General features: G+C 70.1%; 12 protein-coding genes. 6 read left to right on the forward strand and 6 right to left on the reverse strand.

Going from position 1 to position 12,934, the window contains the following annotated elements:
• Both BOSE46_RS16985 and BOSE46_RS16990 read right to left on the reverse strand, forming a co-directional pair.
• The gene (locus BOSE46_RS16985; protein WP_159541360.1) at positions 1-804 is read right to left on the reverse strand and encodes an SDR family oxidoreductase; all 804 of its coding nucleotides are present in this window, start codon (positions 802-804) and stop codon (positions 1-3) included.
• Positions 801-1,985, reverse strand: a complete 1,185-nt coding sequence (locus BOSE46_RS16990; protein WP_159541361.1) for an acyl-CoA dehydrogenase family protein — start codon at positions 1,983-1,985, stop codon at positions 801-803. Before BOSE46_RS16990 ends, BOSE46_RS16985 begins: the two co-directional genes overlap by 4 nt.
• Before the next feature lie 92 nt (positions 1,986-2,077).
• Between BOSE46_RS16990 and BOSE46_RS16995 the strand changes: the two genes are divergently transcribed.
• From BOSE46_RS16995 to BOSE46_RS17015, 5 genes are read left to right on the forward strand one after another with little or no spacing between them, the layout of a single operon-like run.
• Complete coding sequence (locus BOSE46_RS16995) at positions 2,078-3,595, forward strand: AMP-binding protein (RefSeq protein ID WP_159541362.1); 1,518 nt, start codon at positions 2,078-2,080, stop codon at positions 3,593-3,595.
• Positions 3,592-4,458, forward strand: coding sequence for an enoyl-CoA hydratase (locus BOSE46_RS17000; RefSeq protein ID WP_159541363.1), 867 nt, complete (start codon positions 3,592-3,594; stop codon positions 4,456-4,458). Before BOSE46_RS16995 ends, BOSE46_RS17000 begins: the two co-directional genes overlap by 4 nt.
• Positions 4,455-5,588, forward strand: coding sequence for an acyl-CoA dehydrogenase family protein (locus BOSE46_RS17005; protein ID WP_159541364.1), 1,134 nt, complete (start codon positions 4,455-4,457; stop codon positions 5,586-5,588). Before BOSE46_RS17000 ends, BOSE46_RS17005 begins: the two co-directional genes overlap by 4 nt.
• Positions 5,585-6,535, forward strand: coding sequence for an acyl-CoA dehydrogenase family protein (locus tag BOSE46_RS17010; RefSeq protein WP_159541365.1), 951 nt, complete (start codon positions 5,585-5,587; stop codon positions 6,533-6,535). Before BOSE46_RS17005 ends, BOSE46_RS17010 begins: the two co-directional genes overlap by 4 nt.
• A complete protein-coding gene (locus tag BOSE46_RS17015; RefSeq protein WP_159541366.1) occupies positions 6,532-7,617 on the forward strand; it encodes an acyl-CoA dehydrogenase family protein in 1,086 nt (361 codons plus the stop codon). The genes BOSE46_RS17010 and BOSE46_RS17015 overlap by 4 nt, the downstream gene beginning before the upstream one ends.
• 6 nt (positions 7,618-7,623) lie before the next feature.
• Here the strand turns inward: BOSE46_RS17015 and BOSE46_RS17020 are convergent, their stop codons facing one another.
• From BOSE46_RS17020 to BOSE46_RS17030, 3 genes are read right to left on the reverse strand one after another with little or no spacing between them, the layout of a single operon-like run.
• Entirely contained in the window at positions 7,624-8,355 is a 732-nt protein-coding gene (locus tag BOSE46_RS17020; RefSeq protein WP_159541367.1) for an NADP-dependent oxidoreductase, read from the reverse strand.
• A 48-nt stretch (positions 8,356-8,403) separates the two neighbouring features.
• Positions 8,404-8,799, reverse strand: a complete 396-nt coding sequence (locus BOSE46_RS17025; protein WP_159541368.1) for a DUF6069 family protein — start codon at positions 8,797-8,799, stop codon at positions 8,404-8,406.
• A complete protein-coding gene (locus BOSE46_RS17030; protein WP_236551782.1) occupies positions 8,796-9,758 on the reverse strand; it encodes an RNA polymerase subunit sigma-70 in 963 nt (320 codons plus the stop codon). The genes BOSE46_RS17025 and BOSE46_RS17030 overlap by 4 nt, the downstream gene beginning before the upstream one ends.
• A gap of 227 nt (positions 9,759-9,985) precedes the next feature.
• Between BOSE46_RS17030 and bglX the strand changes: the two genes are divergently transcribed.
• Entirely contained in the window at positions 9,986-12,301 is a 2,316-nt protein-coding gene (gene bglX, locus BOSE46_RS17035) for a beta-glucosidase BglX (protein ID WP_159541370.1), read from the forward strand.
• Here the strand turns inward: bglX and BOSE46_RS17040 are convergent.
• Positions 12,273-12,917: an alpha/beta family hydrolase gene (locus BOSE46_RS17040; protein ID WP_159541371.1), complete on the reverse strand. Its 645-nt coding sequence runs from the start codon at positions 12,915-12,917 to the stop codon at positions 12,273-12,275. The genes bglX and BOSE46_RS17040 overlap by 29 nt on opposite strands.
• Positions 12,918-12,934 lie beyond the last annotated feature (17 nt).

A 12,934-nucleotide genomic window follows, 5' to 3' on the forward strand; every position in this document is an offset into this window, starting at 1 on the left:
TCAGGCTCGCTGACTCGACACGGAGATGACCTCACCGGTCAGGTAGGAGGAGTAGTCCGACGCCAGGAACACCATCACGTTCGCCACTTCCCACGGCTCGGCCGCGCGGCCGAACGCCTCTCGTTGCTTGAGCTCGGCCAGCAGGTCATCGCTCGTGACCTTGGCCAGGAACGGGTGCATCGCCAGCGACGGGGCCACCGCATTCACCCGGATACCGTACGGCGCGACGTCGAGCGCAGCGCACCGGGTCAACGCCATCACTCCGGCCTTCGCTGCGGCGTAGTGCGCCTGCCCTTCCTGCGCGCGCCAGCCGATCACCGAGGCGTTGTTGACGATCACACCGCCCTTGCCGGCCGCCCGCATGCGGTTGCCCGCGGCTCGTACGCACCGGAACGTGCCGGTCAGGGTGATGTCGAGTACCTTCGACCACTCGTCGTCCGTCATCTCCAGCACGTCGGCGGTGCCGCCGAGGCCGGCGTTGTTGATCATGATGTCGACGCCACCGCGCTCGTCGGCGAGGTCGAGCAACGCCTGCACCTGGGCCTCGTCGGTCACGTCGACGGCGAGTGCGCGTACGCGGTCGTCACCGAACTCCGCGGCGAGCGCGTCACGCGCCTCGCCGAGCCGCCGCTCGTGCGTGTCGCTGATGACCACCGTGCCTGCGGACTCCTCGAGGGCACGTCGAGCCACGGCTGCGCCGATGCCGGCACCGGCGGCGGCTGTCACCACGACGACCTTGCCCGCCAGCAGGCCGTGGCCGGGTACGTAGTCGGGTGTCGGTTGCTCGGGTCTGGTCACCGTCATCCGCGGGCCTCTTTCGGAAGGCCGAGCACGCGCTCGGCGAGGATGTTGCGTTGGATCTCGTCGCTGCCGCCGTACAGGGTGTCCGCGCGAGAGAAGAGGAAGAGCCGCTGCCAGCGGTCCAGGTCGTACGTGGCTTCGACGGCCTCAATCTGCGAGGACGCCGCGGTGAGCGCTCCGGCTCCGCAGACCTCCATGGCCAGCTCGCCGAGCCGGCGGTGCCAGCCGGCCCACACGAGCTTGGCGACGTTGTCGGCGCCCGGCGTCGCCTCGGTCAGTGACCGCACGGCGTTGACGCGCATGACCTCGAACTCCGCGCTGTGCGCTGCGAGGCGGTCGCGGATGACGGGATCGTCGATCGTCCCGTTGCTGCGGGCCAGGTCGATCAGGTCGTCGAGCTCGCGCTCGAAGGCCACCTGCTGGCCCAGCACCGACACGCCGCGCTCGAAGCCCAGCAGGGCCATCGCGACCCGCCACCCGTCGCCGGGCGCGCCGACGATCATCCCGGCAGGCGTGCGGGCGCCGGAGAAGAAGACCTCGTTGAACTCCGAGCCGCCCGTGATCTGCTCGATGGGCCGGATCTCGACGCCGTCCTGGTCGAGCGGCACCAGCAGGAACGACAGCCCGTGGTGACGCGACGATCCCGGCTCGGTGCGCGCGATGACGAAGATCCAGTCGGCCTCGTGGGCCCACGAGGTCCACACCTTCTGGCCGTCGATGACCCACTCGTCTGCGGCCTCGTCCAGCACCGCGCGGGTGCTCACCGCCGCGAGGTCGGAGCCAGCACCCGGCTCGGAGTAGCCCTGGCACCACAGCTCGTCGACGGCCTTGATGCCCGGCAGGAACCGGGCCTTCTGCTCGTCCGTGCCGAGCTCGATGAGCGTGGGACCCAGCAGCTGCTCGCCCAAGTGGTTGACGGTGCCCGGGGCGTCCGCGCGGGCGTACTCCTCGTGGAAGATCGCCTGCTGCGTCAGGCTCAGCGCCCGGCCACCGTGCTCCACCGGCCAGCCGAGACAGGTCCAGCCGTGCTCGGCCAGGAGCCGGTTCCAGGCCAGTCGTTCCTCGTACGCTTCATGGCCGCTGCCCGAGCCGCCGAGACCCCGCAGCGCGGCCCATTCACCCGTGAGATGGTCGGCAAGCCAGGCGCGCACCTCCTCGCGGAAGGCTTCGTCGTCGGGGCTCATATGAGGTAGCCTACCAAGCACTTGCTTGGGCATCGACAAGATCAGCCGGCGAGGTTTCGACAGGCTCAACCGGCGAAGGGAAGGAGGATCTCGTGACCGACACCGTCCCGGGCCTCGTGCGCCGCGCCGCCGAGGAGTACGGCGACGCCGTGGCCTGCGCCATGGACGGCCGCAGCCTGACCTTCACCGAGCTGCACGACCGCGTTCGCCACACCGCCGCGGCCTATCTGAAGCACCGGATGCCCGGCGGCCGCGTGGTCCTCTGGGCACCCAACAGCATCGACTGGATCGTCGCGGCCCTCGCGGTGACGTACGCCGGCGGCACGCTCGTGCCGGCCAACTCGCGCTACACGGCTCACGAGGTCGCTGATCTCGTCGACCGCACGGGCGCAGCCCTGGTGATCGTCGCGGACGGGTTCCTCGGGCGTACCCAGATCACCGACCTGCGGGCACTCTCGCCCACCGCGCGGATCATCGACCTCGCCGACGTCGGCATCCTCGCCGAAGGTGTCGACGAGCTGGACCTGGCAACGGTCGAGGCGGTTGCCGACGCAGTCGCGCCCGACGACATCGCCGACATCCTCTTCACGTCCGGCACGAGCGGACGCCCCAAGGGCGTGCTCAGCGCACATCGCCAGACCGTCGCCGCGGCCGCCGCGTGGAGCGCCGTCGGCGAGGTGACCCGCGCCGATCGCTACCTCGTGATCAGCCCGTTCTTCCATTCGTACGGCTACAAGGTCGGCGTGCTCGTCGGCCTGCTGCACGGGTGCGCTCTGTTCCCGATGGCGACGTTCGACCCCGAGGCTGCACTGGGCCTGATCGAGTCCGAGCGGATCACGATGGTGCCCGGCGCTCCCGCGATCTTCCTGGGCCTGCTCGAGTCGCCGGCGTTCCCGGCCACCGACACGTCATCGCTGCGCTTCGCCAACACCGGTGCCGCGAACGTCCCGGTGACCCTCGTCGAGCGGCTGCAGCGCGAGCTCAGCTTCGACCTCGTGGTCACGGCGTTCGGGATGACCGAGTGCGTCGTCGCCACGATGTGTCGCCGCGGCGACAGCGACGAGACCGTCGCGACGACCTGCGGCCGGGCGATCGACGGGATGGAGACCGCGATCGCCGACCCCGAGACCGGTGAGCACCTGCCGCCGGGCACCGAGGGCGAGCTGCTGCTGCGCGGCTCGCAGGTCATGCAGGGCTATCTCGACGACCCCGCCGCCACCGCCGAGGCGATCGACGCCGCCGGCTGGCTGCACACCGGCGACGTCGGGGTGCTGGACGCCGACGGCTACCTGCGCATCACCGATCGCCTCAAGGACATGTACATATGCGGCGGCTTCAACGTCTACCCGGCCGAGGTCGAGCAGGCCCTCGGCCGCCTCGACGGCGTGGTCGACGTGGCGGTGGTCGGCGCGCCCGACGAGCGGCTCGGCGAGGTCGGCAAGGCGTTCGTCGTACGCCGTGAAGGTGGCCCGGACGCCGACGCCGTGATCACGTACGCCCGGGAGCGGCTGGCCAACTTCAAGGTGCCGCGCGAGGTCGTCTTCGTCGACGCCCTGCCCCGCAACCTGTCCGGAAAAGTCCTGAAGACCGAGCTGAGGAGCGCATCGTGACCACTGTGCCGTCTGGAGAAGTGGACGTCGTGACGTACGAGGTGGTCGACGAGGTCGCTCGCATCACGCTCAACCGGCCGGAGTACCGCAACGCCCAGAACTCCAAGATGACGTACGCACTCGATGCCGCGTTCCAGCGCGCCACCGACGACGACGCGGTCAAGGTCATCGTGCTGGCCGGCAACGGCAAGCACTTCTGCGCCGGCCACGACATCGGCACGCCGGGCCGCGACGTGGACCAGACGTTCGAGCGCAAGGCCGTGATCTGGTGGGACCACGCCGACAAGGAGGGCGGCGACCAGCGCTTCGCCCGGGAGTCGGAGGTCTACCTCGGCATGTGCCGGCGCTGGCGCGAGATCCCGAAGCCGGTCATCGCCATGGTGCACGGCGCCTGCATCGCCGGCGGGCTGATGCTCGCCTGGGCGTGCGACTTCATCATCGCGTCGGACGACGCGTTCTTCTCCGACCCCGTCGTACGCATGGGGATCCCGGGGGTCGAGTACTTCGCGCACCCCTGGGTCATGAACCCGCGCGCGGCCAAGGAGTTCCTCTACTCCGGTGATCGCTTCACAGCCGATCGCGCGCTGGCGCTCGGCATGGTCAACCAGGTCGTACCGGCCGACGATCTCGAGCCGACCGTGCTGGCGCTGGCCGGCCGGATCGCTCAGATGCCGCGGTTCGGGCTGGCGCTGACCAAGAAGGCGGTCAACCAGGCCGAGGACCTGCAGGGCATGCGCGCCGGCATGGACTCGGTGTTCGGCCTGCACCACTTCGCGCACGCCCACAACGCCGAGACCTCGGACGACTCCCTCGGCGGGCTCGACGCCAAGTCGATGGCGGCGAAGAACAAAGAGCAGACGTGAACCTCGACTTCAGCCCCGGGGAGCTTGCCTTTCGCGACGAGGCCCGCGCGTGGCTGGCCGCGAACGTACCGGCGGAGGCGTTGCCATCGATGGACACCGCCGACGGGTTCGCCGCGCACCAGCAGTGGGAGCGCCGGCTTGCCGACGCGCGCTGGTCGGTGGTCTCGTGGCCCGAGGAGTTCGGCGGTCGCGGCGCGTCGCTCGTCGAATGGGTGATCTTCGAGGAGGAGTACTACCGGGCAGGAGCACCGGGCCGCGTCTCGCAGAACGGCATCTTCCTGCTCGCGCCGATCATCTTCGACCACGGCACCGCGGAGCAGCAGCGACGGTGGCTGCCGTCGATGGCGACCGGCGAGACGATCTGGGCCCAGGCCTGGTCAGAGCCCGAGGCTGGGTCCGACCTGGCCTCGCTGAGGTCCACTGCCACTGCGGTCGACGGTGGCTGGCTGCTCAACGGGCAGAAGACCTGGTCGTCCCGCGCCGCGTACGCGCACCAGGGGTTCGGCCTCTTCCGCTCCGACCCCGAGGCCGAGCGGCATCGCGGACTGACCTACTTCTGCTTCCCGCTCGACGCGGACGGCGTGACCGTACGCCCGATCGCCCAGCTGGACGGCGAGGCAGGCTTCGCCGAGCTGTTCTTCGACTACGTCTTCGTGCCCGACGCCGACGTGCTCGGCGATCCCGGCGACGGCTGGCGCGTGGCGATGAGCACGGCGGGCAACGAGCGCGGCCTGTCGCTGCGCTCGCCGGGTCGTTTCTGCGCCTCGGCCGACCGGCTCCTCGACCTGTACGCCGACAAACCGGACCCGGCGCTCTCCGCGCCGGTGGTCGATGCGTGGGTTCGCGCCGAGGCGTACCGGCTCTTCACGTGGGGCACGGTCACCCGGCTCGCCGACGGCGGCGACATCGGCGCGGCCGGCTCGGTCAACAAGGTCTGGTGGAGCGAGCTCGACGTCGCCCTCCACGAGACGGCGCTCGACCTGCTGGGGCCCGAGGCCGAGGTCGCCTCCGCCTGGACCGACGGCTACCTGTTCTCACTGTCGGGGCCGATCTATGCCGGCACCAACGAGATCCAGCGCAACATCGTCGCCGAACGCATCCTCGGTCTCCCCAAGGAGGCCCGGGGATGAAGTTCGAGCTGACCTCCGAGCAGACCGGGTTCGCCCGGTCCCTCGACGACCTGCTGTCCCGCGCCGACACCGCTTCGGTGAACCGGGCCTGGGCTGCCGGTGACCACGAGCCCGGCCTCAAGCTCTGGTCGCGGCTGGCCGAGGTCGGCGTGACGTCGCTCGCCGCCGAGGCGACGCCGGTCGAGGTGGCCATCGGATTCGAGGCGATCGGGCGCCACGCCGTCCCCGGGCCCTGGGTCGAGTCGGCCGCGTACCTTCCTGTCGCGCTGCCCGATGTCGACCTCGCCGAGTCACGCGCAACGATCGCGATGCCGTACGCCCTCGACGCCGACATCGCGCACGACGTCTTCGTGCTCGTCGACGGTGAGCTGCACCGCGCCACCGCCGGCGACGCCGTGACCTCAGTGGATCCGAGCCGTCACCTCTTCGACGTCACGGCGGGCGCGCCGGTGGAGCACGGCGACCTCGATGCCGCCTTCGACCTCGCCGTCCTCGCGACTGCTGCCGAGCTGCTCGGCGCGGGTGAGCGGGTGCTGGCCGACTCCGTGACGTACGTGAAGCAGCGCACCCAGTTCGGCCGCGCGATCGGCTCGTACCAGGCCATCAAGCACCAGCTCGCGGACGTACGCATCGCGCTCGACTTCGCCCGTCCGCTGGTCCTCGGCGCGGCCGCAGAACCGTCCCTCCGTTCCTTCTCGGCGGCGAAAATCCAGGCTGCGAGCGCCGCCAACCTCGCGGCCCGCGTCGGCCTGCAGGTCCACGGTGCGATCGGCTACACCGAGGAGCACGACCTCAGCCTGTGGCTGCTCCGCATCCGTGCGCTGCAATCGGCGTGGGGCTCGACGGCGTTCCACCGCGACCGCCTGCTCACCGGCCTCTTGGCAAACCGGTCGTTGAGCTTGTCGAAACGATCCTCTCGACAAGCTCAAGGAACGAGCCCCGCATGACGGACCTGGCGCCCACCCGCGAGCACGCCGAGCTCGCCGCGTCCGTGCGCAACCTGCTCGAGCGTCGGTCCGACAGCCAGGCGGTTCGGCGCGCGATTGAGCAGCCGGCCGGATTCGACCCCGAGCTCTGGGCAACGCTGTGCGACCAGATCGGGGTCGCCGCGCTGGCCATTCCCGAGGAGCGAGGCGGGGCCGGCTTCAGCCTCGTCGAGACGTACGTCGTGCTCGAGGAGCTCGGCCGCGCGCTCACCCCCTCGCCGCTGCTGGCGTCGGTCGTCGCCTGCGCCGCCCTGCTTCACCCACGGTCCTCGAGCTTGTCGAAAGGACCTGATCCCCTCGAACGCATCGCAGCCGGCACCGTTGCCACCCTCGCGTGGTCCGGGGTCACCGGTCCCGCCGACGCTGCCGTCGGCGTCACGTGGAGCGACGGTGCGCTGACCGGCTCGGTCTCCCCCGTCCTGCACGGCGACACCGCCGAGATCCTGCTCGTCGTCGGGCAGCACGACGAGGGGCTCGGGCTCTTCAGCGTCGATCCGGCCGCTACGGGGCTGACCCGTACGCGGGTGCCGGGCATGGACCCGACGCTCACCTTCGCCCACATCGAGCTCGACAACGTCAAGGCCGAGACGATCACTCTGGACGCCAGCGAGCTCTTGGCGACGGTCCACCGCGTCGGCACTCTCGCCACCGCTGCCCTGCAGGTCGGCTGCGCCCAGCGCGGGCTCGACATGACGGTCGACTACACCAAGCAGCGCGAGCAGTTCGGGCGACCGATCGGCTCGTTCCAGGCGCTCAAGCACCGGATGGCCGACCTGCTCGTCCAGGTGCAGATGTCACGGTCGGCCGCCTGGGCCGCGGTCCAGGCGGCCGTCGAAGGCGCTGCCAACGCCGAGCGTCTCGCCGCCGCAGCCGGGTCGTACTGCGCGGAAGCAGCAATGGCGGTCGCCGCCGAGACGGTCCAGCTGCACGGCGGCATCGCGATCACGTGGGAGCACGACGCGCACCTCGTGCTCAAGCGAGCGCAGGCACTCAACCAGCTCTTCGGGCTCCCCCACCAGCAACGTGCAGCGCTGATCCCCTGACGACGGTCAGGTGGCGACGCTCAGGACGACCTTGCCGCGCTTGCCGCGCTGCTCGAGACGCGCGAACGCCGCTTCGAAGTCCTCCAACGCGAAGACGCTGTCGACCTGCGGCTGAAGCTCCGGCAGCGCCGCGAGCTGCTCGCCATCCGGTTCGACGATGAAGTAGTCGGCTCCCGGCGCCTCGGCGGCAACCGTCACGATGCGTTGGGCGCCACCAGCGTTGCGGGTGAGCGGCTCGCCGCCGATGGTGTCGAACAGCAGGTCGCAGGTCTCGCCGTCCCCGACGACGACGGCACCGAGCCGACCGGCGAGCTGCACGGCGATGTGCCCCACGCCACCGCCCGCACCAGTCACCAGAACCCGTTGACCCTCGCTGAGCTCGCCATGGACGACCAATGCCTGCCACGCAGTCAACCCGGGCATCGGGAGCGCTGCAGCCTCCTGATGGTTCAGCCCGGCGGGCTTGGGAGCGAGCACGGATCGCGGCACGATCGCCCACTCGGCGGCAACGCCGTCGCGGTCGAACGGGGTCAGCGCGATGACCTCTTCACCGGTGTCCTCGACGACACCCGACAGCTCGTACGACGGGGTGGCCGGCAGCCGGTCGGTCGGCCAGGTCAGCTCGTCGCGAGTGATCGCGGCGGCATGGACGCGTACGAGGACGTCGTCCGGCCCGGGCTCGGGGCGTGGGATCTCCTCGAGTCGTAGCCCATCGGGGTGCAGACGTACGGACTTCATGAATCCTCCTCGTTGCCGGGATGTCCTCGACGCTATCGCGGATCCGGGTTACACGGCGAGGCGCTCAGCAGCGCTCATCCGCCGCGCCAAGGCCGGGATCATCACTGCCGCAGCGACGAGGTGCAGCGCAATCAGGGCGACGGCCGTGGTGGTGTTCGCCGCGGCCAGGACGGGCGGGACCAGCGAGACCGCGGTCAGCGACACCGTCGACCACACGAATCGTTCGGCGGGGCGCGCGCTCCACCGCTGCAGCACGAGCGCGATCACGATGCCGATCAGCGAGAAGAAGCCGGTCACCACCGCCACACCTGACACCGGGATCGTCTCGTCGCTCCCGGACACCGCGAAGTCGACGCCTGCTGCCCGGGCGGCTGCGGCCCCGAGGGCTGTGGCGGCCATTGCCGCCAGTGCGGCGACAACACCCGTCACGGCGAGGCGCTTCATGACGCGTCCGCCGGCAGCCGCTCCGGCAACCCGAGCAGCGGGAACTGGTCGGCGTGGAAGATCACGATCTCGGTGACCGCCCCGCCGCTGATGCGCAGGACGTCGATCGTCAGCGGCAGGTACGCACGCTCGCGCTCCTGCCACAGGTAGAACGCGATGGCCGGCTGCCGGTTGACCGAGGTGAGGACCGTACGCATGTCACCGAGGTCCTCGAACCCGTCGCCGATCCAGTCGGCCAGCACCGCGTCTCGGCCGACGTAGAGGCCAGGCGTGGGCGGCATCGAGTAGCGGACGTCATCGCGCAGCATCGTGGTGATCGCGTCGATGTCCTTGGCCACGCTGGCATCTGTGAAGCTGCGCACCAGCTCGCGGGTCTCGGCGTCCTCGTCGCCGCCGGTCCAGTCCTGCCGCTCGGCCGGCAGGTGCTCCCGCATGCCGGCGCGGGCTCGCTGCAGCGCGCTGTTGACGGAGTTGACCGAGTCGCCGAGCAGCTCCGCGACGTCCTTCGCCGGCCAGCCCAGCACGTCTCGCAGGATCAGCGCGGCTCGCGGGCGGGGCGCGAGGTGCTGGACCGCAACGACGTACGCCAGCTCGATCGTCTCCCGGGCGACGGCGAGGGCCTCCGGCTCCTCCGAGTCGTCCGCACGCAACTCGTCGAGCAGCCGGTCCGGATAGGGCTGCAGCCACAGCACCTCGCCCCCGGTCGCCGGATCGGGGCGGCGCTTGGCCAGCAGGTCGAGGCAGGCGTTGGTCGCGATCCGGTAGAGCCAGGCCCGGAACGTCGACCGGCCTTCGAAGGTCTCGCGCCGGCGCCACGCACGCAGGAACGTCTCCTGGACAGTGTCCTCCGCGTCCTCGAACGACCCCAGCATCCGATAGCAGTGCACGTGCAGCTCCCGCCGGTGCGGCTCGGCCAGCTCCGAGAACGCTGCCTCGCCGACCTCACCCAGATCGCTCACGCCCAGCTCCTCCAGTTGCATGTCCACACTCATCACATCAGCCTTCCGTCTCGTCGTGTTGCTTTCGTACGTATGACGGCGGCGCGCCAGAGAACTCATCACTCGGGTCGAGGACGGGGCTAAACATCGTCGCCCATGAAGCGTAGGTTGTGGCGTGGATCACAGTTCCAGGACGGGTGGCCTGCATCGCGATGTGAGCGACCCGGCAATCGCACGGGGGGCAGGGCATGAAGAAATTCGTGGTGGTGGCAGTCGCCGGGCCGTTGGTGGCCGGCAGCCTGATGGCCGGCAGCGTGCTGGCGAACGACGGAGGGGCGGCCGACGAACGGGCTCTGGCTGCCGACCGTGGGGCGCCCAGTCGGTCGGTCGAGCAACGAGTCGACCGGTTGCTGGCCAAGATGACGACCGAGGAGAAGCTGCAACAGGTGCAGCTGCTCTCCGACGGGCAGATCACCGACGCGGACGCCAAGGCCGGGGTCGGAGGCGTCTTCAGCCTGACCGATCCGGCGAAGATCGACCACTTCCAGAAGATCGCGATGACGAAGTCGCGGCTGCACATCCCGATCCTGTTCGCGTACGACACGATCCACGGCTATCGCACGATCTTCCCGGTGCCGCTAGGCGCCGCCAGCTCCTTCGACCCCGACGTCGCACGCGCCGACGCCAAGATCGGCGCCCGCGAGTCGACGACGGTCGGCATCAAGCAGATCTACAGCCCGATGGTCGACGTCTCCCACGAGCCGCGATGGGGCCGGATCGTCGAGGGCAACGGTGAGGATCCCTACCTCGGCTCGGTGTTCGCCGCCGCCAGGGTCAAGGGCGCCCAGGGCGATGACTACAGCAAGCCCGATCGGGCCGTCACCAGCGTCAAGCACTTCGTGGCGTACGGCGATCCCGAGGGCGGTCGCGACTACGGCACCACCGACCTGTCGGAGCAGACGCTGCGCAACCTCTACCTGCCGCCGTTCAAGGCCGCTGTCGATGCCGGCGCCGACACCGTGATGTGCTCGTTCAACGCGATCAACGGCGTGCCGGGCTGCGCCAACTCATACACCGAGACGCAGATCCTCAAGAAGGAGTGGGGCTTCGACGGCTTCATCGAGAGTGACTACACAGCGGTCGCCGAGACCCGCGCCTGCCCGCCGAAGAAGCCCGACGAGGGCTCGTGCGGCCACGGCACTGCGGCCGACGGACCCGACGCCGGAGCCAAGGCATTGATGGCCGGCACCGACTCGGAGATGGTCAGCACCAACATCCGCGACTACGGCAAGCAGCTGCTCGCCGACGGCCGCATCTCCAAGAAGCGCCTCGACGACGCCGTCCGCCGCATCCTGCGCGTCAAGTTCCGCGCCGGCCTGTTCGAGCGCCCGTACGTCGACCAGGCGAAGGCCACCGACCCCGCCAGCTTCCTCACCGCCGCCGACCGCAAGGCGGCGCGCAACGCTGCGAGCCGTTCGATGGTGCTGCTGCAGAACAAGGGCAAGACCCTCCCGCTCGACCCCGCGAAGAAGACCGCCGTGATCGGTCCGCTCGGCGACAGCCCGCACGACATGCTCGGTGCGTGGTGGGGCAAGGGCGAGGACGGCGACGCCGTCAGCGTGCTCAAGGGCATCACCGACGGCTCGTCGGCCACCACGACGTACGCCCAGGGCTGCGCGCTGAGCAACGAGGAGCCTCCGGCGTACGACCCGAATGACGACTGCCCGTCGGATGCCGGCTTCGCCAAGGCCGTGGCCGCCGCGAAGGCTGCGGACCAGGTGGTGCTTGCCGTCGGTGAGACCCGCGAGATGAGCGGCGAGGCGACGAGCCGGTCGACCCTCGACCTGCCCGGCAAGCAGCAGGAGCTGATCGACGCGATCGCGGCGACCGGCAAGCCGTTCGTCGTCGTGCTCTTCAACGGCCGTCCGCTGACCCTCTCCAAGGTGGTCGGCTCGGCGCCGGCCGTCCTCGAGGCGTGGTTCCCCGGCGTCGAGGCCGGCAACGCGGTTGCCGACGTCGTGTTCGGCAAGGTCAACCCGGGCGGCAAGCTCCCGGTGTCCTTCCCGCAGCGGCTCGGCCAGGTGCCGATCTACTACAACCACGAGCCGACGGGCCGGCCGTGCGACGTCGAGCAGAAGTACGACTCGCGCTACCGCGACCTGCGCACCTGCGACCCGCTCTTCCCGTTCGGCTTCGGGCTGAGCTACTCGACGTTCAAGGTGTCGGACCTCAGCCTGAGCAAGTCCACGGTCTCCCGCAAGGGCAGCGTGGTGGTGTCGATGAAGGTGACCAACACCGGTGACGTGGCCGGCGACGACGTCGCGCAGGTCTACATCCACGACCCGGTTGCCAGCATCTCCCAGCCGGTGCGTCGCCTGCGCGGCTTCGAACGGGTGACGCTGAAGCCTGGCGCGTCCACGACCGTGCGGTTCACCCTTGACGCGAGCGACTTCGGCTTCTACGACAACCGCGGGAAGTTCGTCGTCGAGCCGGGAGCGATCCAGGTGTACGCCGGCGACGACTCGACGGCGAGCCTCACGAAGACGTTCCAGGTGACGGGGTGAGCACCATGCCGAGCCAAGAGGCAATGGCAGCGCGGATCGCGGGGGCGTCCTTCTTGAGGGAGTGATCACCCGACACCACGACGAGCGTGTGCCCGTCCGGCAGCGTCGCTGAGTCCGGCACGCCGAACGGGTCACGCTCGCCCTGGATGACTAGCGTCGGCACCGTCACGGCGGTGAGCTCAGGGAGCCGGGTCTTCTCGGGACGACCCGGTGGGTGTAGCGGGAACGCCAGGCACAGCACCCCGACGGCCCCGACATCGGCGGACGTACGACAGGCGACGCGACCGCCGAACGAGCGGCCCCCGGTGATCAGCGGCAGGTCAGCGAGCTCGCCGGAGTGAACGTGCTCGGCGACAGTGCGCCACGCGGCATCGACCTGAGCCGGCGGCGCGGGCGCTCGCCGTCCGGCGACCCGATAGGGCTGCTCGACCAGGGCGACCACGAGACCCGCGCCCAGCGCCACGGCGGTGGCGAGCTGCAGGTCGTGGGCGGTCACGCCGCCACCTGCCCCATGGCCGAGCATCATGAGTCCGCGGGGATCACCGGGCGGCCGAGCCACGTGCGCCCGCGCGTCACCGTGCGGCGTCGGCACGAGGGATTCCGCGACGTCGGTCATACCGAGAACCGTATGAC

The organism is Aeromicrobium sp. 9AM (genome assembly GCF_902506105.1).
GTDB lineage: Bacteria > Actinomycetota > Actinomycetes > Propionibacteriales > Nocardioidaceae > Aeromicrobium.

Coding starts and splice junctions, on each gene's coding strand:
- BOSE46_RS16985 (WP_159541360.1), bottom strand. CDS start 804: ATGACGGTGACCAGACCCGAGCAACCGACACCCGACTACGTACCCGGC.
- BOSE46_RS17020 (WP_159541367.1), bottom strand. CDS start 8,355: ATGAAGTCCGTACGTCTGCACCCCGATGGGCTACGACTCGAGGAGATC.
- BOSE46_RS17010 (WP_159541365.1), top strand. CDS start 5,585: ATGAAGTTCGAGCTGACCTCCGAGCAGACCGGGTTCGCCCGGTCCCTC.
- BOSE46_RS16990 (WP_159541361.1), bottom strand. CDS start 1,985: ATGAGCCCCGACGACGAAGCCTTCCGCGAGGAGGTGCGCGCCTGGCTT.
- BOSE46_RS17025 (WP_159541368.1), bottom strand. CDS start 8,799: ATGAAGCGCCTCGCCGTGACGGGTGTTGTCGCCGCACTGGCGGCAATG.
- BOSE46_RS17015 (WP_159541366.1), top strand. CDS start 6,532: ATGACGGACCTGGCGCCCACCCGCGAGCACGCCGAGCTCGCCGCGTCC.
- bglX (WP_159541370.1), top strand. CDS start 9,986: ATGAAGAAATTCGTGGTGGTGGCAGTCGCCGGGCCGTTGGTGGCCGGC.
- BOSE46_RS17040 (WP_159541371.1), bottom strand. CDS start 12,917: ATGACCGACGTCGCGGAATCCCTCGTGCCGACGCCGCACGGTGACGCG.